A 20,371-nucleotide genomic window follows, 5' to 3' on the forward strand; every position below is an offset into this window, starting at 1 on the left:
CCTCGGCGGTTTGGAGCCGTGTATCGCATGAAGCGACGAAACTGGAGGTTACAGATGTTGAGGAAAATGTTGGTTGCAGCCGCGATATCCGCCGCTTGCGTGTCCCCAGCCTTTGCCCAGGTCGATATGGTTTGCGACCAGGCAGGCATGACGAGGCTCGAGACTGACGTGGGCCAGATCACCGACACGGGCCGGAAGGAGATGGCGCAGAAGGAGCTCGCCATGGCCAAGGAGGCACTGGCAGCGAACGACCAGGAAAAGTGCAAGTCCCATATGGCGAATGCCATGAAGGGTAAGGATCCGATGTAAGACGCTGAAAATAAGAAAGCCGGAGCGTGGGCTCCGGCTTCCTTTCTGTTCATCGCAGGCGGATCTTAGTTTTTCGCCTTGTCGACCAGCTTGTTCTTGCCGATCCAAGGCATCATTGCACGCAGCTTCGCGCCGACTTCCTCGATCTGGTGAGAGTCGTTGACGCGACGGATGCCCTTGAAGCGAGCGGCACCGGAGCGGTATTCCTGCATCCATTCCGAGGTGAACTTGCCGGTCTGGATGTCCTTGAGGACCCGCTTCATCTCGGCCTTGGTGTCTTCGGTGATGATGCGCGGTCCGGTGACGTATTCGCCCCACTCGGCCGTGTTCGAGATCGAGTAGTTCATGTTGGCGATGCCGCCTTCATAGATCAGGTCGACGATCAGCTTCACTTCGTGCAGGCACTCGAAATAGGCCATTTCCGGCGCATAGCCGGCCTCGACCAGCGTCTCGAAACCGGCGCGGATGAGTTCGACCAGGCCGCCGCAGAGAACGACCTGCTCACCGAAGAGATCGGTTTCGCACTCTTCCTTGAAATTGGTCTCGATGATGCCCGAGCGGCCGCCGCCGACGCCGCAGGCGTAGGAGAGAGCGAGATCGAGGGCATTGCCGGAAGCGTCCTGATGAACGGCGACAAGGCACGGGACGCCGCCGCCCTTCTGGTATTCGCCGCGGACGGTATGGCCCGGGCCCTTCGGAGCGATCATTACGACGTCGACCGAGGCCTTCGGCTCGATGAGGCCGAAGTGGACGTTGAGGCCGTGCGCAAAGGCGATTGCCGCGCCGTCGCGGATGTTTCCGGCGATGTCGGCCTTGTAGATGTCGGCCTGCAGCTCGTCGGGCGTCGCCATCATCATCAGGTCGGCCCAGGCGGCAGCTTCGGCAACCGTCATGACCTTGAAGCCGTCCGCTTCGGCCTTCTTTGCCGTGGCGGAACCCGACTTCAGCGCAATGGCGACGTTCTGGGCGCCGGAATCCTTCAGGTTCAGCGCATGGGCGCGGCCCTGGCTGCCGTAGCCGATGATGGCGACCTTCTTCGACTTGATGAGGTTGAGATCGGCATCACGATCGTAATAGACGCGCATCGAATTTTCCTTCCCTTTGCTTGTCCGTTTCGCTTTGGCAGCCGCAGATACGGCCGCCCTACCTTTTCGCGCCGTAGAGCGCGAGAAAGGCGTCGACCGCCCGCTCCGCCCTGCGGCTGAAATCCTTTTTCAGGCTACCCGGCTCCTCGCCGAGAAGCATGCGCAAATGCCAGTCCGAGACGACGAGGCCGTAAAGCGCGCCATAGGCCTCATCGGCGTTGTCGAAAGCGAGGAGACCGGCCTTGCGGCCCGCTTCGAGCAGCGCTCCCGCCCTGCGTCCGATCTGCCGGCGGCCGCGCTCCTGCAGCATGTGGCCGAGCTTCGAGCCTTCCCGGCTCGCCTGTCCGATCGCCAGCCGGTTGAGCGCCAGCGACACGTCGCCTGCCAGCACGTCGAGAAGGTCCTTGGCGAAAGCGACGAGATGCACCCTCAAGCTGCCCCCGTCCAGCTTTGCGGCGGAGACGTCGAGCGTGCGAACCTTGCTCGCCTGAAAGGCGATCATGGCCGAAAGGAGCCCTTCACGATCGCCGAACCACTTGTAGAGGCTCTCCTTGGAGCAGTTCGCCGCGCGCGCCACACCCGCCGTCGTCAGCGCCTTTTCGCCCCCGTCGACAAGCAGGCGCAACGCCTGTTCGAGCACCGCTCCCTGGCGCTCCGTCAGGCCGTTTGCGGCGCCTGCCTCTCTCATCGCTCCGACGTTTTGCACTCGCTGTCGCCTCATCAGTACCGTACGGTACGGTTCGTGAGGTTTCTAATTGTCCGATCGGGGAACGTCAAGCGGTTTTGGATATCCGGCTCGTTTTAAGGGCAGCCCTGCTCTAAAACCGAGCAACCCACTGACGGAGTGCGGTTTCCCTGCCTGCGTCGCCCCCGAGCCCGCTTTGCCGGCGCGGCCCTCCCTACATTACGAAAATATAATGATCTCAAAGCTTTTCGCTGATCGGGTTGATCTTTATCTTGAATGAAGATGCCTGAGATAGAGAAAATCGATGAGCAACACAGCGAAGACGAGGGAAGACGAAGCGGCGCGTGGTTCGACACCGTCGAATGTCACGGTCATCCCGGCTCCGGTGACGCCGCCGCGCAAGAAGCGCCGCTCGCGCCGCCCCTGGATCTTTGCGCTCCTGGTGCTCGCGGTTGTCGGCACGGGCTACTATGCCTGGAGCCGCCAGGGGGCGCCGCCGGCCACCACCATGATCACCCAGGCGGTCACGCGCGGCGACATCGAAGAGAGCGTGACCGCCGTCGGCACGCTGGATGCGGTCAAATCGGTCGATGCCGGCGCACAGGTCTCCGGCCAGTTGAAGTCGCTGCATGTCGGGATCGGCGACAAGGTCGAACAGAACCAGCTCATCGCTGAGATCGACCCCGCCTCGATCGAGAACAGGATCGAGATCGATGAGGCGGAACTGGCCAATCTTGAAGCGCAGCTCGTCTCGAAGAAGGCCCAGCTCGTATTGAAGCAGGCCAATATCGAGCGTCAGCGCAATCTCGTCGCCACCAACAGCGTTTCGCAGTCGACGCTCGACCAGGCCGTCGCCGATCATGCGGCCGCTGGGGCCGATGTGCAGGCGATCGAGGCGCAGATCCGCAAGCAGAAGGCCACCCTTGCCGGGGACCGGGTCGATCTCGGCTATACCAAGATCTATGCTCCGATGGCCGGCACCATCGTCGACGATCCCGCCAAGGAGGGACAGACCCTCAACGCCAACCAGACGACGCCGACGATCGTCACCATCGCCGACCTTTCCACGATGACGGTCAAGGCGCAGGTCTCCGAAGCCGATGTCGGCAAGCTGAAGCTCGGCATGGATGCGTATTTCACCCTGCTTGGACAGCCCGGAAAGCGCTTCACCGGCAACTTGCGCCAGATCGAGCCGATGCCCGATACCGAGAACAACGTCGTCCTCTACTACGCCCTCTTCGATGTCCCCAATCCCACGGGCGAATTGATGATGTCGATGAGCGCGCAGGTCTTCTTTGTCCAGGCGGCGGCCAAGAATGTGCTGGTCGTGCCGAGCGCGGCACTCCGCACCGTGGAAGCCGCGGCCTCCGACGGGCCCGCAAGAGCGGAAGTGACCGTCGTCGCGCCGTCCGGTGCGACGCAGACGCGCACCGTCGAAGTCGGTGTCCGCAATCGGGTGAGCGCCGAAATCGTCAGCGGGCTGCAGGAAGGTGAGAAAGTGGTCGTCGACGCTGCCTCCGCCACGAACGGCAGCCGCGCTCCCAATGCCACCCGGCGCGGCATGCGCATGCCGCCGATTTTCTGAGCACGCCGATGGCCCCGCTCATTTCACTCCAGGATGTCAGCAAGACCTATTTCAACGGCGACATCGCCGTCGAGGTCCTGCACCATATATCCCTCGATATCGAGGCCGGCGAGTTCGTCGCGATCATCGGACAATCCGGTTCCGGCAAGTCGACGCTGATGAACATTCTCGGCTGCCTCGACCAGCCGACCTCGGGCAGCTACTTGATCGAAGGCGAAAACGTCTCCGGCTTCGACAGCGACGAGCTCGCGGCGCTGCGTCGCCGCACCTTCGGCTTCATCTTCCAGTCCTACAATCTGATCCCGACCGCGAGCGCCCGGGAGAATGTCGAGGTGCCCGCGGTCTATGCCGGCGTTTCCGCCCGGGACCGGCACGATCGTGCCGAGGCGCTCCTGCAGTCGCTCAAGCTCGGTGAACGGCTCGATCATCGTCCGAACCAGCTTTCCGGTGGCCAGCAGCAGCGCGTTTCGATCGCCCGCGCCCTGATGAATGGAGGGCGCGTCATCCTTGCCGACGAGCCGACCGGCGCGCTCGACAGCCAGAGCGGCGACGAGGTGATGCGCCTCCTTCGCGATATGAACGAAAACGGCCACACCGTCATCGTCATCACCCATTCGCGCGAGGTCGCCGCACAGGCCGACCGGCTGATCGAGATCAGCGATGGGCACATCGTTGCCGACCGCTCCAAGAAAGGACGCAGCAATCCCGATGCAGCCGTCGGTCTCGCCCAGCGCACGCGTGAGGGCTTCGCGGCAATTGCGGACGTGTCGGAAGCGGTGAAGATGGCACTGCGGGCGCTACGGGCAAACCTCTTCCGTACGATCCTGACGCTTCTCGGCATCGTCATCGGCGTCGGCTCGGTTGTCGCCATGCTCGCCATCGGCACCGGCGCGCAGAATTCGGTACTCGACCGCATCTCGTCGATGGGATCGGATCTTCTCGTCGTCCGCCCCAGCATGGCGAATTTCCGCGGCAGCGCCGGCGGGACGAATGTCACCCTCGTGCCGGCAGATGCGGACGCGATCACCGAGCTAGCGAATGTCGCATTCGCCGTCCCGGAAATGACGAGCACGGTGACGCTTCGGCGCGGCAACATCGACTATCAGACGACCGCCAACGGAACGGTGCCGCAGTTCACGGAAGCGAAGTCCTGGAAGATCGGCCGCGGCGAGTTCATCAACCGGTACGACATGGAAACATATGCACCGGTCGCGGTGCTCGGCGAAACCGTCGTCAAGACGCTTTTCCCGGAGGGCTCCGACCCGATCGGTCAATACGTGCTCGTGAACAAGATCCCCTTCCAGGTGATCGGGGTGATGAGCGGGATGGGCGCCAGCGCCGGCGGCAACGATCAGGACGACGTGGTCCTCGTGCCGCTCACGACCGGCAGCATGCGCCTCTTCGGTCAGCGCAACATCCGCACGATCACCGTCAAGGTGCAGGATGCCTCGGCAATAGACCTGACCCAGGAGAGAATTCAAGCGTTGCTCAATGAGCGCCACAGGAAGGACGATACCCAGATCACCAACATGTCTTCCGTGCGCGAGGCCTTTACCGAGACTTCGAACACCATGAAATTCTTCCTGGGGTCGGTCGCAGCGATTTCGCTGCTCGTCGGCGGCATCGGCGTGATGAACATCATGCTCGTCAGCGTCAGTGAACGCACACGCGAGATCGGCGTGAGAATGGCGACCGGAGCGCGCGAGCGGGACATACTCGTGCAGTTCATCGTCGAGGCGCTGGTCGTTTCCGCGATCGGCGGGGCGATCGGCGTCGTGGCCGGTCTATCGACAGGTTACGCCGCTAAAGCCTTCGGCATGCCCGTCAGCTTCACGCCTGGCCCCGTCGCGCTTGCCTTCGCCTGTGCATTTCTCACCGGCCTGCTCTTCGGCTATCTGCCGGCCAGAAACGCATCGCGCCTCCAGCCGGCGGTGGCCCTCAGCGCGGATTAGATCACTTCCACGCAGTAACGGTTTTCCCGCGCGGGAAAAGCGCCGTTTCAGTCGAAATCAGATATTTTGGGCGCCTGCGATCAATTCCCAGCGCTTACCGTTCGACTGGGACTGCCGGGCGAAGTAATTATAAGGGGTGCGCGACCAATCTCTGACCGAGTTGGTCCTGTTGTCGAGCACGAGGTCACCTTCGCTCGTGCGGACCGTGAGAACCGTGTGGCCCTCCCCGCGGTAGCGCGCAACCGTAAGTAGCAGAGCCGAGGCCGGCCAACCCCGTTTCAGGAGCTCCCGCTTCTTCAGAATTGCAAAGTCCTCGCAGTCTCCATAGGCGGTCGGCACACGCCAGTCATCTTCCTTGCCGACGTTTGCGCGGTCGCTGCGTTCTCGGATGCTTGCATTGACGGAGCTGTTGATCTGCTTGAGCTCGCTGATTTTTTCCGGAGCGAGAACGACGGCCTTCTTTCCGCCGCCAGTGTTGCAGAGCCGCGGCTCGCGGACGCAGAAGGATGCGAAGGCCGGCGGCGCGAAGGCCTTGCCGGCGGTCCTCATGGTTGTACCGGCATCGGCAGCCCCAGGGGCCGCAATCAGCAACAAAAAGACTGTCTGCGCAATGAAGCGTTTCACGAGGCGTTCTCCAACGGCGGGCATAAGTCCCCCGGTCCGCCGTAGAGACTAGCTAAGATAGATTAAGCCATGGTTGATAACCCGAAATGAGGCAGCGATATGGCCATCTACTAACAATTTGTAAATTGACCACAGTTAATTTTAATTCAATTCTAAAAAGTATTTTTAAAGTTAATGTTTTTAGGAGTATAGAAATGAAAAGAATTAATAGATCGATATTTCGGACATTCTTCATACTATCCACGGCCACGATTGGAGCTGTAATCGTTACGACGGATGCGGATGCAGTACAGCGCCAGCGCATGACTGCCCGTCAGTGCAGTCCCCTTTCGGAAGACAACTTCGCGGCATGTTGCGTTGCAATAAACCGAACGAAGATTCTCACCCCCGCGCAGATTAAGATGTGTCCGCCCCTGACGACGGCATCTATCGGCGCCGGCACCGGACGCCACGATCGCAGCGACTCCACGGCAAGCGGTCCGATGAGAGGTGGCGGCAAAGGCGGCGGCAGCAAGGGCGGCGGCGGTGTTGGCGGCGGCGGCGGCGGCGGCGGTGGCGGCGGTGGCGGCGGCGGCGGCGGCGGTGGCGGCGGTGGCGGCGGCGGCGACAATGGCGGTGGCGGCGGCGACAACGGCGGTGGCGGCGGCGGCGACAATGGCGGTGGCGGTGGCGGCGGCGACAACGGCGGTGGCGGCGGCGGCGACAACGGCGGTGGCGGCGGCGGCGGCGACAACGGCGGCGGTGGTCAGGATCCCGGCAAGGGTGACCAAGATAATGGCAAGGGTAACCAGGACGGCGGCAAAGGCCACCAGGATAACGGAAAGGGTGGCCAGGACGGGGGCAAGGGCCACCAGGACAACGACAAGGGCAACCAGGACGGCGGCAAGGGTAACCAGGACGGCGGTAAGGGCCACCAGGACAACAATAAGGGCGATCAAGACGGCCGAGGCAAAGGCGGGAAGGACAAGGGCGGAAAAGCCAAGGGCGACAAGTAAGCAGCCGCGGCAATCGCCGCGGTGACGGAAGTCCCTGGCATCAGCAAGAAGAGTGATCACGACCGTTGACGGCTTACGGTCAGACTGGGAAAGTGACAAGCCGGGGCGCTTGTCCAGCAACGTCAACGGTAACTCTTGAAGGGCGGCTCCCGCAGGTGCCGCCCTTCCCTTCTTGAGCGCTGTAGTCAGGGCGGGATCGGGAAGAGTGCAGAACCTGAAATGATTTGACCCGCGCAGCTACGACAACCTTTCACTAACCCCTGGTCCCGATAATGCCGCCGCAATCGAGGACCGAATCCCATGACCAAGACAAATTCCAAAAGACGAAAGCGCAGTACGGCCCGCAAGAGCAGCCGGAGCGGTATGGGCCGCTGGTATCTGGCGGCCGCAGTCATCGTCGGCGGGATTGTGGCCTACGAGCATCGGGGGGAGTTCGGCCATCTGCCCGGCGCATCGAAGCTGACGGCACTGCTTTCGCACGCCGAGAAACCGGCCGAGAAAAGAGCGCAGGCGAAGAAGCCGGCCGAGAAGAAACCACCAAAGAAGGTGGAACTGGCGACCATTCCGATCCCTTTCCGTCCGAAGGAGCAGACCGGGTCGATAGCGCCGAAGACCGCATTGATCCCGCCTGCACCCGTTGAACTACCGGTTAGGCAGTCTCTCGAACAGGCGAGTCTGCGCCCGGCCGAGAGCGGCACCTTTTATTTTTGCGGCATCCGCCACGATAACTGCGTTCTCGACGGCGATACCTTCCTGTACCAGGGCCAGAGGATTCTCATCGCCGATATAGACGCGCCGGAAACGAAGCTCGCGAAATGCGACGAGGAACGGTCGCGCGGCTCTTATGCCAAGGCACGATTGCGCGAGTTGCTGAATTCCGGAAACTTCGCCCTCGTTGCATCCGAAACCAGCCCCGGCGACGAGCCGGGCAAGCGGCGGCTCGTCGTCAGGAACGGCAGGTCCCTCGGAGACATCCTCATATCGGAGGGGCTCGCCAGAAAGCGAACCGGGCAGCCACAGTCGTGGTGCGGTCAGTCCACCGCGCGCGTTTCCGGTTGAACCGCATCGGCAACAGGACGCGGGATTAAAATTCGCTACCCATAGCGGCGATGATCCGACAGAAGCGCATCGATGACCCGCCGCGATTTTTCGATTTCCAGTCGATCGGTGCCCGGCATCTCGGCGGCAACGATCAGCGCCTTCCACAAGGTCCATCCACGGCCACGCGCCCAGGTCTCTTCGTCGAGCGGAAGGGCGTCCCGGAATGCGGCGCGGCTTGTTTCATCGAACATCGTCCAGGAGATCGACAGGTCGCAAGCCGGATCGCCAACGCCGGACGTGCCGAAATCGATCACGGCGCTCAAGCGGCCGTTTTCGACCAAGAGGTTGCCCGAGGCGACATCGCCATGGAACCAGACGGGATCATCGTTCCATGCGGAGGCAAGCGCCGCCTCCCACACCACACGTGCGGCGGCAACGTCGATCGTGCCCTCGAGCGCTTCGAATGCCCGGCGCGTTTCGTGGTCGTAGACGGCCAAAGGACCGCCTCGGTAGAAATTGTGTTGCCCGGGCGGCGGACCGCTCCACGCGTCGATCCGTTGCAGCGCAGCCAGGAATTCACCGAGCGTCGTCGCAAAACTGGCGAGATCGGCGATGGGCGCATGGGTCGCGGTCTCGCCCCGGAGCCAGCGATAGACGGACCAATGCCACGGATAGCCCCTGCCCGGCCGCCCAATGGCTAAAGGCACAGGAATACGCAACGGCAGGTGCGGTGCAAGTCGAGGCAGCCAGTGCTGCTCCTTTTCCACCTGAAGCGCGTAATGGGCGGCGCTCGGCAACCGCACGCTCATATCGTCGCCGAGGTGAAAGGTCCTGTTGTCCCACCCACCGAACTCGACCGGCCTTATCGGCAGGTCCGCCCATTGCGGAAACTGTTCGGAAATCAATTGTTCGACGAGGGCTGTACTGATTTCGGGCGTTTCGGCGGAAGACATCGAATATCCGCTTCCCTGATCACGGTGATTTTTAGACTGCCGGGAGGAGCCGGATCGCTTCGATGTTCCAACGAGACAGCGGAACGATCCGGGTTGGATCAAATTATGATCATGAAACGTGACGGTTTCCAAGTTTCCGCGCGGAAATTGCGCTCAGGCATCGACCTGCAACAGCCCGAGTACCCGCATTACGGCGGACGGTATCGGGCCGATGACGGGCACATCGAATAGCGGCTGCAGTTGCTCGGCGGCCTGTCCTAGCGGACCGCCGCCGATGATGACTGCCTCTGCCCCATCAAGGTCGACGGAGGCGCGAACTGCGTGCCAAAGCGAGGTCCGCAGACGCTCCTCGTCTCCGGCAACGGCGAGCGGATCGCCGGGCGTACAGCGGATGCCGGAGTAGAGATGCGAAAGCCCCAGATGCCGTGCCCGCTCGGCGATCGCATCCGCGAGGTCGGGCGTCGTGGTTGCAACGCCGAACCGTCGTCCATCCCGGGAAGCCTCCAGCATCGAAGCTTCGCAGATGCCGACGACCGGGATACCGACACGCTCCCGAAGCAGGGCAAGGCCGGGATCGCCAAAAGCACTGACGATGATCCCGAGGCAGCCCGGCTCGTGTCTGGTGCCGATTTCCACCACCTCGTCGGCGGCGGCCGCCAGTTCGTCCGGCTTCAGGATCATCCGGGGACTGCGCCTGGCCGTGGCGCTTGCCACGGCCAGGCGCCCATTCGCGGCCTTCTGCGCGATGGAGACCATCATCTCGCTCGTCGCCTGCGAGCTGTTCGGGTTGATCAGCAGGAGATGGGAGCTCACGTTCTGAGCTCCGCGGCGACTGGCCCCTGCTGCTGCGCGACTTTGGGCTGATCGGCCTCCGCCGGTTGCGAGAGATCCTCCATCGACCGGCCGTAGGTTTCCGGGCCGAGCTGGATGCAGAATGCGAAGACCGCATACATCCCCGCAGCAAGCCCGAAGACGCCGACCATTCCGTAGCTGTCGAACAGCATGCCGGAAATCGTGGGCACGAACGAGCCGGCCGCCGATCCCGTTGCCAGGATGAGGGCCACCCCGAAGGCACGGATTCTCGTCGGGAACAGTTCCGGCGCATAGATCCAGATCGACGTGTTGAGGAGCAGGACGAAGAACTGGAAGATGGCTCCGAACAGGAGAACGAGGTAAATATTGGTGCCGAGAGTGACGATCGACACCGCCGCAAGGCACGCGAGCGCCGCCCCCACGGTCAGCACCTTCTTGCGCGGCAGATAGTAGCCGAACATCGAAGCGGCGATCGCACCGAGGACGCTGCCGCTCTGGATGATCATGCTGTAGAGCAGGCTGCCGGAGAGCGTATAGCCCATCGACACGAAGATGACGGGCATCAGCGTCAGGACCGACAATTGCGCGCCATAGCTCATGAGAATGGCGATCGCTACCGGTATGGTCCGCCCGATGAAGGGTGCGCGGAAGAGTTCCCGCCAGTCGCTCTTCTCGGGTGCCTCGTCCGTCATATGGTCTGTCGTCAGGTATTCGTGCACCACGAGATTGCGCGATTTGAGCGAGCCTGAGGCCAGGATGGACAGCACCTTGTTCGCCTCGCCGATCCTGTTCTTCGAGGCGAGGAACCGCGGCGTCTCGGGTACAAAGCGGCGATAGAAGACGACCAGAAGTGCCGGCAGCGCCAGCGATGCGAATAGCCAGCGCCAGCTGTTCTCTCCGGGGAAAAGCGTGAATATCAGCAGACCGAATGCCGGCGCCAGGAAATTGCCGAAGCCACCGGCGCCGACATTCACGAGGCCTGCAGCCGTGCCGCGAAACTTGGGCGAGCAGAATTCGGAGAGCATCGTCACCGCCGTCGAGATTTCGCCGCCGACGCCGAAGCCGACGATCGCGCGGGCAAAACAAAGCATGGTGAAGTTCGGCGCCATCGCGCAGGCCGCCGAGCCGATGGTGAAGAGCAGGAGATTGATCGTCAGCATGACCCGCCGACCGTAGCGGTCGCCGAGAATGCCCGACAGCAGTCGCCCGATGGCGGCGCTGCCGAAGGTGATCGTGTTGAGAAATCCGATATCCGTGCCGGTGAGACCCCAGTGCTCCTTGAGAATGGGGCCGGCGACGCCGATCGTGTTCTGCTCGAAGCTGTCGAACAGGCAACCGATCAGGACAAGGGCGAGGATCTGCTTGTGCGCGCCGGTAACGCCGATTTTGGTGAAAGCCGATTCCAGTTGTCGAATGACCGGCGAACTCCCGCCGGTCGGCACCATATTTTCCGCTGCCATTGTTGTTCCCCTTGTGGTTGAACGAGCGTGAAAACTTAGTTTCTCAATCATACACCAAGAAACTACAGTTTCATAGCCCCGAATCCACAGGGGCGACGGAGAGAGCTTCCTGCCCCTCCCGGCAGTCCCCGACGCGGCGCCTTGACGGGCTTGGTCGCGCTGCCTTGGTGGCTCGTGGCTGGATCCTCGGGTCAAGCCCGAGGATGACTGGCTGAGGGGTTGACGCATGAAACCGGCGCAGCGAGGCCCGTGCACGGTTCATATCAGCCAGGGGGGGACGCTCGTCGCGGCAATTTATCGAAACATCCTTTCATCCTCGGGCTTGACCCGGTCGTCATCCTCGGGCTTGACCCGGTCGTCATCCTCGGGCTTGACCCGAGGATCCACACGCAAGGCGTTCCAGCCAGAGCCCTATCGACGGCGAGATAAGCCGTCGCGGCCTGCATTCAGCGGACTCACAGCTCTTCCAGCGTGTCGTTCAGTGCCTCGATACCACGCAGCCGGTTCCGGCCGGCCACGCCTGCGGTCTCGATGCAGCGCGTGGTCAGGAGATGGCAGAGCGCCATCACCGACACGTGGTTGAAAAGCGGTCCCGGCGCCAGCGTCTGGCAACGGAAGTGCCAAGCCGCACGGCTCAGGAGAGGCACGCCTTCATCGGTGATGTAGAGCAACTTCGCCTGGGTTCTTTCCACCTGCGCCATGAGTTGCTCCATCAGAGCGACGCGGCGCCGCAGGCCGAAGAGAACGACGACGTCGTCGGGACCGATGCTGACCAGGTGCTCGCCGAGCGTCTGCCCGCCTCCGGGAATGGCAGCGATGTTTTCGATCACCTGCGTGAGCTGCCATTGCAGATAGGTCGCGAAGGAATGGCTGGCGCGAAAGCCGATGACCCACACCTTGCGGGCCTCCAGGATGGCTGTGGCAGCCGCATCGATCTCAGCCTCGCCGATCGCGAGGAACGTGGCTTCGAGATTGGCGACGCCCTGGGCGACATGCGCTGCGACCGATTGCCGGCCGTCGGCGTCGGTGGCGGTCGCCAGAAAGAGGCGCGACCCAGTCTGCTTGTCCGCGCGCGCGTGCCGCCGCGCTTCCTCGTAGTTTTCATAGCCGAGACGCTGAACGAAGCGCGACACGGTCGCCTTCGACACATGGGCCAAAGCCGCAAGCTCCTGCGCGGAATAGCTCGCTACTTCCCCCGGAAAATCACAGAGGAAATCGCCAAGCCGCCGCTCGGCCGGGTGCAGCTCCGGCAGAATCTCGCGGACACGAGCGAGGAAGGATCGTTCTTTGGCAGCCATCGGCACTCTCATGAAACTGTCGTTTCACGGGACTGTCCGATTTTCGTCCGGCCTTGGCAATAGGTGGAAGATCCGCTCCCGCGGTCACCTCTCCTCCCGAAGCGTATCCTTCTGCGTGATCAGTCGGGCGCTGTGCTGGCCGCTCAGATAGGTCCATAGCCAGCTCCAGGCCACGGCAAAGCGGCTGCGGGTACCGATCAGGAAGTAGATGTGGGCAATGCCCCAGATCCACCAGGCGAGCGATCCCCTGAGCTTGATCCGGCCGAAATCGATGATCGCCGCGCGCTTGCCGATGGTGGCCAGGCTTCCCTGGTGCCGGTAGCGGAACGGCCCCGGCGCCGGCGAGCCCGTGAGCCGGCCACGGATCACCTGGGCGACGTAGGCTCCCTGCTGCTTGGCCGCGGGCGCGATGCCGGGCACCGGCTTGCCGTCTTCCTGGATGACCGATGCCGTATCGCCGATGACGAAGATGTCCGGGCGGTGCGGCGCGGTCAGATCGGGCCCGACCTTAACGCGGCCGGCGCGGTCCGCGTCGGCGCCGAGCCATCTGGCTGCAGGTGAGGCCTGGACCCCCGCCGCCCAGACGAGCGTCCGGCTCGGAACGAAGCTCTCGCCTATCGTGACCCCCTCATCGGTGCAGTCGGTCACCGGCGTGCCCGTCAGCACCTCGACGCCAAGCTTCTCCAGTTCGCGGGAAGCATAGGCGGAAAGCTCCTCGCTGAAGGCGGGAAGAATGCGCGGGCCGGCTTCGACGAGCACCACGCGGGCCAAACGCGTATCGATCCGGCGGAACTCGCCGGGCAGCGTTCTATGGGCCATTTCGGCGATGATGCCCGCAAGCTCGACTCCCGTCGGTCCTGCGCCGATGATCGTGAACGTCAGCAGCGCATCGCGCCTGGCGGGGTCCTCCTCCACCTCCGCCTGCTCGAAGGCGATGAGCACGCGGCGGCGAATGGTCGTCGCATCCTCCAGTGTCTTGAGCCCGGGCGCGACCGCCGCCCATTCATCGTGGCCGAAATAGGCGTGCGTTGCGCCGGTCGCCAACACCAACGTGTCGTAGGGGACCGATTGCCCATGCGCGAGCGTCACTTCCTTCGCAATCGTATCGACGCCCGCCACCTCGCCGAGCACCGTCGTCACCTCCTGTCGGTCGCGGTAGAGCCGGCGGATCGGCCATGCGATCTCCGAAGTCGCAAGCACCGTGGTCGCCACCTGGTAAAGCAGCGGCTGGAAGAGGTGATGATTGCGCCGGTCGATCAGCGTGACCTTGACCGGCGCACCCTTGAGGTCGTTGACGAGTTGCAGCCCGCCGAAACCTCCGCCGACCACGACGACATGATGTCTTTCCTGCATGGTCTTCCGTCCTGTTCCTCATCCCGCTCTGGCTGGCAAGACTGTTCAACTCCACAAGCCGGAGCGCAAGCCTTCGCCCGGCATGGCTGCATTGCATCCGCGGATGGTCTTCGCGTGATTTTTCGGCGGCCCTACTCCGCATAGCCGACGGGCACTGCGGTACCACTTTTCAGAACTTCCATCGAAATCGACGCGGAAACGTCGAAAAGCTCCACCTTCCGCACGATCTGCTTGTAGACGACGTCGTAATGTTCGACCCTCGGCAGAACCACCTTGACGATGTAATCGTAATTCCCGGTCAGCCGGTGCGCCTCGACGATCTCCGGAATGTCGCTGATCGCCCTGCGGAACTTTTCGATCCAGTCGTCGGAGTGATGCGCCGTCTTGATCAGCGCAAAAACCGTGGTCGGCACGCCCATCCTTTCCCGGTCGAGTACGACGATGCGCCGGGTCACATAGCCCGCCTCCTCCAGCCGCTGGATGCGCCGCGAGCAGGCGGAAAGCGAAAGACTCACCCTCTCGGCAAGGTCGCCCATGGCGACGCTCGCATCCTGCTGCAGAAGCATGAGCAGCTTCCGGTCTCTCTCGTCAAGCACGCTCCGACTCCTTGCTCTTGCCATAGAGTGCGCCGAAATTTTTCGGAACATTCGGATTTGGCGCAAACGGCTTGCTAAAATTTGGCCAAGCGCCGATCAAAGCAAACACATGCGACCGGGCCCGCACGATAATCTAGCAATGGAACGGGGAACGTGGCGAAGCGTTCCCGACCGGCCACAGGACAGCAGCAGGGAACGAGACGATGGAAATGCGGAAAATCGGCCTCATCGGCGGCATGAGCTTCGAAAGCTCGGCGGTCTACTATCGCCTGGTCAACGAGGCCGTGCGCAGGCGACGTGGCAAATTACATTCGGCGGAAGTGCTTCTGCATTCCGTCGACTTCCAGCGGATCGTGGACCTGCAGAGAGCCGGCCATTGGGACGACGCCGCCCTGCTTCTCTCCGATGTTGCCCGCGGGCTCGTCGCCGGCGGCGCGGACTGCATCCTGATCTGCAGCAACACAATGCACCTCATTGCCGACGCGGTGCATGCCTCGGTCGACGTCCCGTTGATCAACATCATCGACGAAACGGCACTGCGCCTGAAAGCCGCCGGCAGCCGCAAGCCCCTGTTGCTCGCCACACGCTACACGATGGAACAAGGCTTCTATGCCGAGCGCATGAAGACACATGATATCGACCTGATGGTACCGGATCCCGACGGGCGGACACTGACGCACAACGTGATTTTCGACGAGCTCTGCGCCGGCCAGGTGCTGAACGCCTCGCGCTCGGCAGTGATCGGGCTCATCGAGAAAGCAAAGGCGGAAGGTGCGGACGCCGTCATTCTCGGCTGCACCGAAATCTGCCTCCTTCTCGATCCGGCCGATTTGCCGCTCCCGGGCTTCGATTCCACCGCCATCCACGCCGAGGCGGCGGTCGAATTCTCGCTTCGCGACCGGCAGTAAGCTGCCTGCCTAACGGCGCTGATATAGGAGGCCCAGCGCAGCACCGAGAGCGATGCCGATCGTGATGCCCAGCGCGACATTGTCGAGCGCGGATCCCACGGCTGCGCCAACACCTACGCCGATTGCAATGCCGATTGCCATGAGCGTGGCGATACCACAGGCCTGTGGCGACAATCCGCCTATTGCGCGTCGTCGTACTCCGCCCGCGCCTGTCGGATAGCCTGGTGGTTTTCGAGCGACCAGTCGACGAAGACCCTTAGCACGGCAAGGAATGAGCGGCCGAGATCCGTGAGGCTGTATTCCACGCTCGGGGGCTGCGTCGGGTAGACGGTACGGCGCAGATAGCCATCACGCTGCAGATCCCGCAGCGTCTGGGTCAGCATACGCTGTGAAATGTCCGGGATGAGCCGCCTGAGCTGCGAGAACCGCAAGGGACCGTCGGCGAGCGACAGAATCATCAGCGAGTTCCACTTACCGCCGATATTGTCCATCACGTCCCGCACCGGACAATTGTCGATGTCCACAGGCATGCCGCAGACGACTGCCACCCGCTCGCCCTTCAACGTGCCCGACGCCCTGGTCATGGCGGTACCCTTTCCGTAACCACGGCAGAAAAAACTGCCTTCTTTACAGCTCTTAGCAGATCACGGGATAAGAGCAACTCTCAAAAAGAGACCAGCTTTCGGCATGAGCTCATGTCGACAGGACATGCTGAACAACGCGCTAAAGTGGAAAAGAAAGGAAAATCATGTCTGGAAGACTGCTCGTAACCGGCGCCGCCGGCCAGTTCGGCAAACTCGTGCTCGATGCCCTCCTGGCATCCGGCAAGACGAAGCCGGCCGATATTATCGCCACCAGCCGGGACATTGCCAAACTGGCGGACTACGCAGCGAAGGGCGTGGAGACCCGTGCCGCCGATTTCGACGATGCGGCTTCGCTCGAGCGGGCCTTCGCCGGCGCCGACCGAATACTCATCATTTCGACGGATGTTCTCAACGAACCGGGCAAGCGTCTGAAGCAGCACCTTGCCGCCGTCGAGGCGGCAAGGAAGGCGGCGGTGAAGCACATCCTCTATACGTCGATGCCGCAGCCGGAAGCGTCGGTGATCCCTTTCGCGTCCGACCATCTCGGCACCGAAGAAGCCATCAAGGCGACGGGGATTCCCTACACGATTCTGCGTAACGCCTGGTACATGGAAAACCTCCTCCTGTCGCTCCCGCACGCACTCGCGGCAGGACAATGGTTCTCCTCCGCCGGCGATGGCCGGATTTCCCACATCGGGCGCCGTGACCTTGCCGCGGCCGCCGCTTCCGCTCTCCAGTCGGACTCGGCGGAAAGCCGCACTTACACCCTGACCGGAACGCAGGCTCTCACAACCGGCGAGATCGCCGCCCTTGTTGCCAAAGCCACGGGCAAGAAGCTCGAGGTCGTCCATGTCTCTGACGAAGCACTGGCCGGCGGTCTCAAGAATGCGGGTCTGCCGGACTTCTTCGTTCCGATCCTCGTCTCCTTCGACGCCAATACCCGCAAAGGACATTTCGACATCGTAACCGACGACACCGCCGGCCTTACCGGCAGGCACCCCATCGACCTTGCCTCCTTCCTGGAGGCGAATAGGGCGGCGCTCGCCCACTGATCATAGGTCGCAGGAGGCCCGGCAAAACGACCGGGCCTTTTCTGGGCTGATTCGAGGGTAGTGACCGAGGTCGGCGTTCAGCGCAGGGCGGTCTCGCTCGAATTCTCCGGCGCCGCGGCTGCGGCCCGGCGAGCCACCCTGCCCTCCTCGGCCTTGTAGAAATACTGGCTCGCCACCAACCACCCCTTTAGCGGCCTCAACGGCGGAATGCAGGTCAGGAGCATGAACGGCCCGGTGACCAGGAGATGGACCCAAAGGGGTGCGTTGTATTGCACCTCCAGCCACACGCCGAGAAAAACGCTCGGCACGCAGGCAAAGCAGATGACGAAGAAAGCAGGCCCGTCCGCGGGATCGGCGAAGGAATAGTCCAGCCCGCAGACTTCGCATCCTCGCCTGAGCTTCAGGAAGCCATCGAACATATGCCCCTGGCCGCAACGGGGGCAGCGACCGCGCAATCCCGTATGCAGCGGCGATAGAGGCGGCCACTCTTGATCCGGCATCGTTCTTCCTTTCAGTCTTCTGCGTGCCCCGCAAACCCGCAACCTTGCGAGACGTTCCCGCCGACCGGGCACCACCCGCTTGGGCGACCAAAAAGACATGACATACAAACCATACAAGAACAATAAATTGTATGCATTCAGGGGCGCGGCAATTCCACGCAGCACCTTCGCACAGGAGTATCACCTTTAAACGATGAGGTTATGGGCCGCTGGGGACTGAGCGAGCAGACCGGCGATGACGTCCAGGCTATGCCGCAGTTCATCGCGTGTCCGCGCAGCGCCGAGACCGAGCCGGACGGCTTCCGGTGGGTCGGAGATCGCGAAGGCATCGCTGGCGACGACGCCGATCCCGGCCGTTCGCAGTTGCGCCGTGAACTCGCCGCGGCTCCACCGGGAAGGCAGCTTCAGCCAAAGATGAAAACCCTCGCGATCGGCGAGAAGATCGGCACCACCGAGGCTCTTGATCGCGATCCGCTGGCGCGCGCCGGCTTCCGTGCGGATCGCTGCCAGGACCGCCTGCGCCGTTCCCTCCTCCAGCCAGCGCGTGGCGATGGCCGCCGAAAGCGGAGACGTCATGCCGACTGTCGCTCGAATCGCCCCTTCGAGGCGGACGGCCGCCGATCGGTCAGGCGCGGCCAGATAGGCGATGCGGAGCGCCGGCGAGAGGCACTTGGAAAGGCCTGCTATGTGAAAGACGAGGTCCGGCGCGAGCGCGGCCAGTGGGGGAACGGGGTTCGCGGGCAATGCGCCGTAGGCGTCGTCCTCGATTACGACCACGCCATGGCGGCGTGCGATCGCCACGATCGCCTCGCGGCGTTCGAGCGGAAGCGTCGAGGTCGTCGGATTGTGAAGGGTCGGATTGCAGTAAAGAGCCTTCGGCTTGTACCGGGCGCACGCCTCCTCGAAGGCGTCAGGCAATATCCCGTTGCGGTCGATCCCGACGCTCACGAGTTCGATACCCATATGCGCCGCCAGTGAGCGGAGGCCGGGATAGGTAAGCGCCTCGGCGCAGATCCTGTCGCCCTTCGTCGCCAGCATCCCAACGCTCGCAAGCAGAGCCCCTTGCGCTCCTGTACAGACGACCAACCGATCGGCTTGAAGATCGCCGAGCCGCGGCTTGAGCCAGGCCGCACCCGCAGCCCTGTCCCGCTCCGCGCCGCCGACAGGCTGATAGCGCATCAGCAGTTCGGGACCACGCTGATCGAGAGCCGCAACATCCGCCCACATCTTCTCCGACAGAGCCGGGTCGTCGAAGAGCGGCGGCAGGTTCATGCTCATGTCGACGAGACTGCCCAGTGGGCCGCCCGCCAGACCGCCCGAGGAGGGACGTACCGCGCTCCTCCGCCGAGCCGTGACATAGGTACCCTGCCCCACGCGACCTTCGACCAGGCCGCGCCGGCGCGCTTCGTTGTAGGCTCGGCTGACGGTTGTAAAGTCGATGCCGAGCGCGGCCGCCAGAGCGCGCTGCGGCGGCAGGCGCACTCCATCCTGCAGCCGGCCCGCCGCGATGTCCGCGGCGATCTCGTCGGCAATTGCGAGATACAGCGGCCCTCCCGCCCTGCCGAGGGCCGGCACCCAGGAAACCTCCACGCGATCCACGGCCTTCGGAGCCTTTCGAGTTCTTGCAATGTATGGATATTGCATGGACGCGGGATAGCGCGCAAGATCGTCCTGATAGAGAGAACTGCCGGCACTCGGTGCGCAGCTTCATTTCAAAATGGGCGCGCGCGGAAGTCCCTCGTCAAAGCGGCGCGCAACGCAGGAGGCGCGCCGAGCTATGAATCCGTCGCGTTAAGCCGTCTCGCCGCAGGCCCGGCGGAAGCGTCGTACGGTCTCGGCCATTCCATATTCGAGCGCATCGGCCGTCAGCCCGTGTCCGATCGAGACTTCGGCGAGTTCGGGAATGTGTTCGACGAGCAACGGCAGGTTGGCGACGGTCAGGTCGTGGCCGGCATTGACGGCCAGGCCAAGGCCGATCGCGATCTCCGCAGTGCGGCCCAGCTCGATCGCGATCCGCTCCGCTTTCTCCGGATCGTCGTAACAGCCGCCATAGGGTCCGGTATAGAGTTCTATGCGGTCGGCCCCGGTCTCCTTCGCAAGCTTCAGCGCCTCCGGGTCGGGTATGCCGTCGGCAAACAGCGAGACGCGGAAACCTCTCTTCTTCAGCCGCCCGACGACGTTGCCGAGCAGGTTATGGCTCTTGCGAAAATCCCATCCATGGTCGGAGGTCGCCTGCGCCGGATCGTCCGGCACCAGCGTCACCTGTTCCGGTTCGTGCCGCTCGACCAGTTCGAGAAACGCCTCGTTCGGAAAGCCCTCCATGTTGAATTCCGCAGCCGGAAACTCGTCGTCGATCAGGTCGCGGATCGGCTGGAGATCGGAAAAGCGGATATGCCGCTGGTCCGGACGCGGGTGAACGGTCAGTCCGCTCGCCCCCGCCTGCAGGGCGGTGCGACCAAGGCCGGTCACGGATGGCCAGGGGAGATCACGCCGGTTGCGCAGCATGGCGATGGCATTGAGATTTACGGAGAGCTTTGCAGGCATATCGGAACTTTCAGACGAGACGCCCCAATTTGCA

At 63.0% G+C, this 20,371-nt stretch carries 21 protein-coding genes; 7 read left to right on the forward strand and 14 right to left on the reverse strand.

Translation table 11 applies throughout. From position 1 onward, the window contains the following. The first annotated feature begins 54 nt into the window (after window positions 1-54). Window positions 55-309: a hypothetical protein gene (locus PZL22_RS11980; protein ID WP_003537019.1), complete on the forward strand. Its 255-nt coding sequence runs from the start codon at window positions 55-57 to the stop codon at window positions 307-309. Between the two features lie 65 nt (window positions 310-374). On the opposite strand, the gene ilvC is transcribed toward PZL22_RS11980, so the two are convergent. Continuing rightward, entirely contained in the window at window positions 375-1,394 is a 1,020-nt protein-coding gene (gene ilvC / locus PZL22_RS11985; protein WP_003537021.1) for a ketol-acid reductoisomerase, read from the reverse strand. A 58-nt stretch (window positions 1,395-1,452) separates the two neighbouring features. Then, the gene (locus PZL22_RS11990; protein ID WP_010969679.1) at window positions 1,453-2,100 is read right to left on the reverse strand and encodes a TetR/AcrR family transcriptional regulator C-terminal domain-containing protein; all 648 of its coding nucleotides are present in this window, start codon (window positions 2,098-2,100) and stop codon (window positions 1,453-1,455) included. 283 nt (window positions 2,101-2,383) lie between these two features. Between PZL22_RS11990 and macA the strand changes: the two genes are divergently transcribed. Then, complete coding sequence (macA, locus tag PZL22_RS11995; RefSeq protein ID WP_003537025.1) at window positions 2,384-3,664, forward strand: macrolide transporter subunit MacA; 1,281 nt, start codon at window positions 2,384-2,386, stop codon at window positions 3,662-3,664. A gap of 8 nt (window positions 3,665-3,672) precedes the next feature. Then, a complete protein-coding gene (locus tag PZL22_RS12000; protein ID WP_003537027.1) occupies window positions 3,673-5,616 on the forward strand; it encodes a MacB family efflux pump subunit in 1,944 nt (647 codons plus the stop codon). 57 nt (window positions 5,617-5,673) lie between these two features. Here the strand turns inward: PZL22_RS12000 and PZL22_RS12005 are convergent, their stop codons facing one another. Continuing rightward, a complete protein-coding gene (locus PZL22_RS12005) occupies window positions 5,674-6,264 on the reverse strand; it encodes a transglutaminase-like cysteine peptidase (RefSeq protein WP_003537029.1) in 591 nt (196 codons plus the stop codon). A 170-nt stretch (window positions 6,265-6,434) separates the two neighbouring features. Between PZL22_RS12005 and PZL22_RS12010 the strand changes: the two genes are divergently transcribed. Further along, window positions 6,435-7,235, forward strand: coding sequence for a hypothetical protein (locus PZL22_RS12010; protein ID WP_284718679.1), 801 nt, complete (start codon window positions 6,435-6,437; stop codon window positions 7,233-7,235). A 300-nt stretch (window positions 7,236-7,535) separates the two neighbouring features. Further along, a complete protein-coding gene (locus PZL22_RS12015) occupies window positions 7,536-8,294 on the forward strand; it encodes a thermonuclease family protein (RefSeq protein WP_013844626.1) in 759 nt (252 codons plus the stop codon). A 35-nt stretch (window positions 8,295-8,329) separates the two neighbouring features. Here the strand turns inward: PZL22_RS12015 and PZL22_RS12020 are convergent, their stop codons facing one another. The 6 genes from PZL22_RS12020 to PZL22_RS12045 form a co-directional block, all read right to left on the reverse strand. Then, window positions 8,330-9,229, reverse strand: a complete 900-nt coding sequence (locus PZL22_RS12020; protein WP_003533789.1) for an aminoglycoside phosphotransferase family protein — start codon at window positions 9,227-9,229, stop codon at window positions 8,330-8,332. Window positions 9,230-9,382: 153 nt separating this feature from the next. Continuing rightward, on the reverse strand, window positions 9,383-10,042 hold the full coding sequence (locus tag PZL22_RS12025) for an aspartate/glutamate racemase family protein (RefSeq protein WP_003533791.1): 660 nt from the start codon (window positions 10,040-10,042) through the stop codon (window positions 9,383-9,385). Then, on the reverse strand, window positions 10,039-11,502 hold the full coding sequence (locus tag PZL22_RS12030; RefSeq protein ID WP_003533793.1) for an MFS transporter: 1,464 nt from the start codon (window positions 11,500-11,502) through the stop codon (window positions 10,039-10,041). The genes PZL22_RS12025 and PZL22_RS12030 overlap by 4 nt, the downstream gene beginning before the upstream one ends. A gap of 455 nt (window positions 11,503-11,957) precedes the next feature. Further along, on the reverse strand, window positions 11,958-12,800 hold the full coding sequence (locus PZL22_RS12035) for a MurR/RpiR family transcriptional regulator (protein ID WP_003533795.1): 843 nt from the start codon (window positions 12,798-12,800) through the stop codon (window positions 11,958-11,960). A gap of 84 nt (window positions 12,801-12,884) precedes the next feature. Further along, window positions 12,885-14,153 carry an NAD(P)/FAD-dependent oxidoreductase gene (locus tag PZL22_RS12040; protein ID WP_003533797.1) on the reverse strand — a complete coding sequence of 423 codons (1,269 nt, stop codon included), beginning with the start codon at window positions 14,151-14,153 and terminating at the stop codon, window positions 12,885-12,887. Window positions 14,154-14,284: 131 nt separating this feature from the next. Beyond that, window positions 14,285-14,749 (reverse strand): Lrp/AsnC family transcriptional regulator, encoded by a 465-nt coding sequence (locus PZL22_RS12045; protein WP_003533799.1) that lies wholly within the window; start codon window positions 14,747-14,749, stop codon window positions 14,285-14,287. 203 nt (window positions 14,750-14,952) lie between these two features. Here PZL22_RS12045 and PZL22_RS12050 point away from each other — a divergent pair, with 203 nt between their 5' ends. Continuing rightward, the gene (locus tag PZL22_RS12050) at window positions 14,953-15,657 is read left to right on the forward strand and encodes an aspartate/glutamate racemase family protein (RefSeq protein WP_003533801.1); all 705 of its coding nucleotides are present in this window, start codon (window positions 14,953-14,955) and stop codon (window positions 15,655-15,657) included. Window positions 15,658-15,666: 9 nt separating this feature from the next. Here PZL22_RS12050 and PZL22_RS12055 read toward each other — a convergent pair whose 3' ends face one another. Together PZL22_RS12055 and PZL22_RS12060 are read right to left on the reverse strand one after the other, a co-directional pair. Beyond that, window positions 15,667-15,798 carry a glycine zipper domain-containing protein gene (locus PZL22_RS12055; RefSeq protein WP_003533803.1) on the reverse strand — a complete coding sequence of 44 codons (132 nt, stop codon included), beginning with the start codon at window positions 15,796-15,798 and terminating at the stop codon, window positions 15,667-15,669. Window positions 15,799-15,836: 38 nt separating this feature from the next. After that, window positions 15,837-16,241: a winged helix-turn-helix transcriptional regulator gene (locus PZL22_RS12060; protein WP_003533805.1), complete on the reverse strand. Its 405-nt coding sequence runs from the start codon at window positions 16,239-16,241 to the stop codon at window positions 15,837-15,839. 164 nt (window positions 16,242-16,405) lie between these two features. Between PZL22_RS12060 and PZL22_RS12065 the strand changes: the two genes are divergently transcribed. After that, window positions 16,406-17,293, forward strand: coding sequence for an SDR family oxidoreductase (locus PZL22_RS12065; RefSeq protein ID WP_003533807.1), 888 nt, complete (start codon window positions 16,406-16,408; stop codon window positions 17,291-17,293). A gap of 77 nt (window positions 17,294-17,370) precedes the next feature. On the opposite strand, the gene PZL22_RS12070 is transcribed toward PZL22_RS12065, so the two are convergent. The 3 genes from PZL22_RS12070 to PZL22_RS12080 form a co-directional block, all read right to left on the reverse strand. Continuing rightward, entirely contained in the window at window positions 17,371-17,793 is a 423-nt protein-coding gene (locus PZL22_RS12070) for a DUF983 domain-containing protein (protein WP_028010084.1), read from the reverse strand. 186 nt (window positions 17,794-17,979) lie between these two features. After that, window positions 17,980-19,437, reverse strand: coding sequence for an aminotransferase-like domain-containing protein (locus PZL22_RS12075; protein ID WP_050543922.1), 1,458 nt, complete (start codon window positions 19,435-19,437; stop codon window positions 17,980-17,982). A gap of 147 nt (window positions 19,438-19,584) precedes the next feature. Continuing rightward, window positions 19,585-20,337 carry a pyridoxine 5'-phosphate synthase gene (locus PZL22_RS12080; protein ID WP_003533813.1) on the reverse strand — a complete coding sequence of 251 codons (753 nt, stop codon included), beginning with the start codon at window positions 20,335-20,337 and terminating at the stop codon, window positions 19,585-19,587. Window positions 20,338-20,371: the final 34 nt, after the last annotated feature.

Source organism: Ensifer meliloti (genome assembly GCF_030064585.1).
GTDB lineage: Bacteria > Pseudomonadota > Alphaproteobacteria > Rhizobiales > Rhizobiaceae > Sinorhizobium > Sinorhizobium meliloti.

What these genes read in the sequence shown, in the direction of transcription:
- PZL22_RS12015 (WP_013844626.1), top strand. Translation starts at nt 7,536, where the DNA reads ATGACCAAGACAAATTCCAAAAGACGAAAGCGCAGTACGGCCCGCAAG.
- PZL22_RS12030 (WP_003533793.1), bottom strand. Translation starts at nt 11,502, where the DNA reads ATGGCAGCGGAAAATATGGTGCCGACCGGCGGGAGTTCGCCGGTCATT.
- PZL22_RS12035 (WP_003533795.1), bottom strand. Translation starts at nt 12,800, where the DNA reads ATGGCTGCCAAAGAACGATCCTTCCTCGCTCGTGTCCGCGAGATTCTG.
- PZL22_RS12000 (WP_003537027.1), top strand. Translation starts at nt 3,673, where the DNA reads ATGGCCCCGCTCATTTCACTCCAGGATGTCAGCAAGACCTATTTCAAC.
- PZL22_RS11980 (WP_003537019.1), top strand. Translation starts at nt 55, where the DNA reads ATGTTGAGGAAAATGTTGGTTGCAGCCGCGATATCCGCCGCTTGCGTG.
- ilvC (WP_003537021.1), bottom strand. Translation starts at nt 1,394, where the DNA reads ATGCGCGTCTATTACGATCGTGATGCCGATCTCAACCTCATCAAGTCG.
- PZL22_RS12060 (WP_003533805.1), bottom strand. Translation starts at nt 16,241, where the DNA reads ATGACCAGGGCGTCGGGCACGTTGAAGGGCGAGCGGGTGGCAGTCGTC.
- PZL22_RS12065 (WP_003533807.1), top strand. Translation starts at nt 16,406, where the DNA reads ATGTCTGGAAGACTGCTCGTAACCGGCGCCGCCGGCCAGTTCGGCAAA.
- PZL22_RS12070 (WP_028010084.1), bottom strand. Translation starts at nt 17,793, where the DNA reads ATGCCGGATCAAGAGTGGCCGCCTCTATCGCCGCTGCATACGGGATTG.
- PZL22_RS12055 (WP_003533803.1), bottom strand. Translation starts at nt 15,798, where the DNA reads ATGGCAATCGGCATTGCAATCGGCGTAGGTGTTGGCGCAGCCGTGGGA.
- PZL22_RS12075 (WP_050543922.1), bottom strand. Translation starts at nt 19,437, where the DNA reads ATGCAATATCCATACATTGCAAGAACTCGAAAGGCTCCGAAGGCCGTG.
- PZL22_RS12040 (WP_003533797.1), bottom strand. Translation starts at nt 14,153, where the DNA reads ATGCAGGAAAGACATCATGTCGTCGTGGTCGGCGGAGGTTTCGGCGGG.
- macA (WP_003537025.1), top strand. Translation starts at nt 2,384, where the DNA reads ATGAGCAACACAGCGAAGACGAGGGAAGACGAAGCGGCGCGTGGTTCG.
- PZL22_RS12050 (WP_003533801.1), top strand. Translation starts at nt 14,953, where the DNA reads ATGGAAATGCGGAAAATCGGCCTCATCGGCGGCATGAGCTTCGAAAGC.
- PZL22_RS12010 (WP_284718679.1), top strand. Translation starts at nt 6,435, where the DNA reads ATGAAAAGAATTAATAGATCGATATTTCGGACATTCTTCATACTATCC.
- PZL22_RS12020 (WP_003533789.1), bottom strand. Translation starts at nt 9,229, where the DNA reads ATGTCTTCCGCCGAAACGCCCGAAATCAGTACAGCCCTCGTCGAACAA.
- PZL22_RS12080 (WP_003533813.1), bottom strand. Translation starts at nt 20,337, where the DNA reads ATGCCTGCAAAGCTCTCCGTAAATCTCAATGCCATCGCCATGCTGCGC.
- PZL22_RS12005 (WP_003537029.1), bottom strand. Translation starts at nt 6,264, where the DNA reads ATGCCCGCCGTTGGAGAACGCCTCGTGAAACGCTTCATTGCGCAGACA.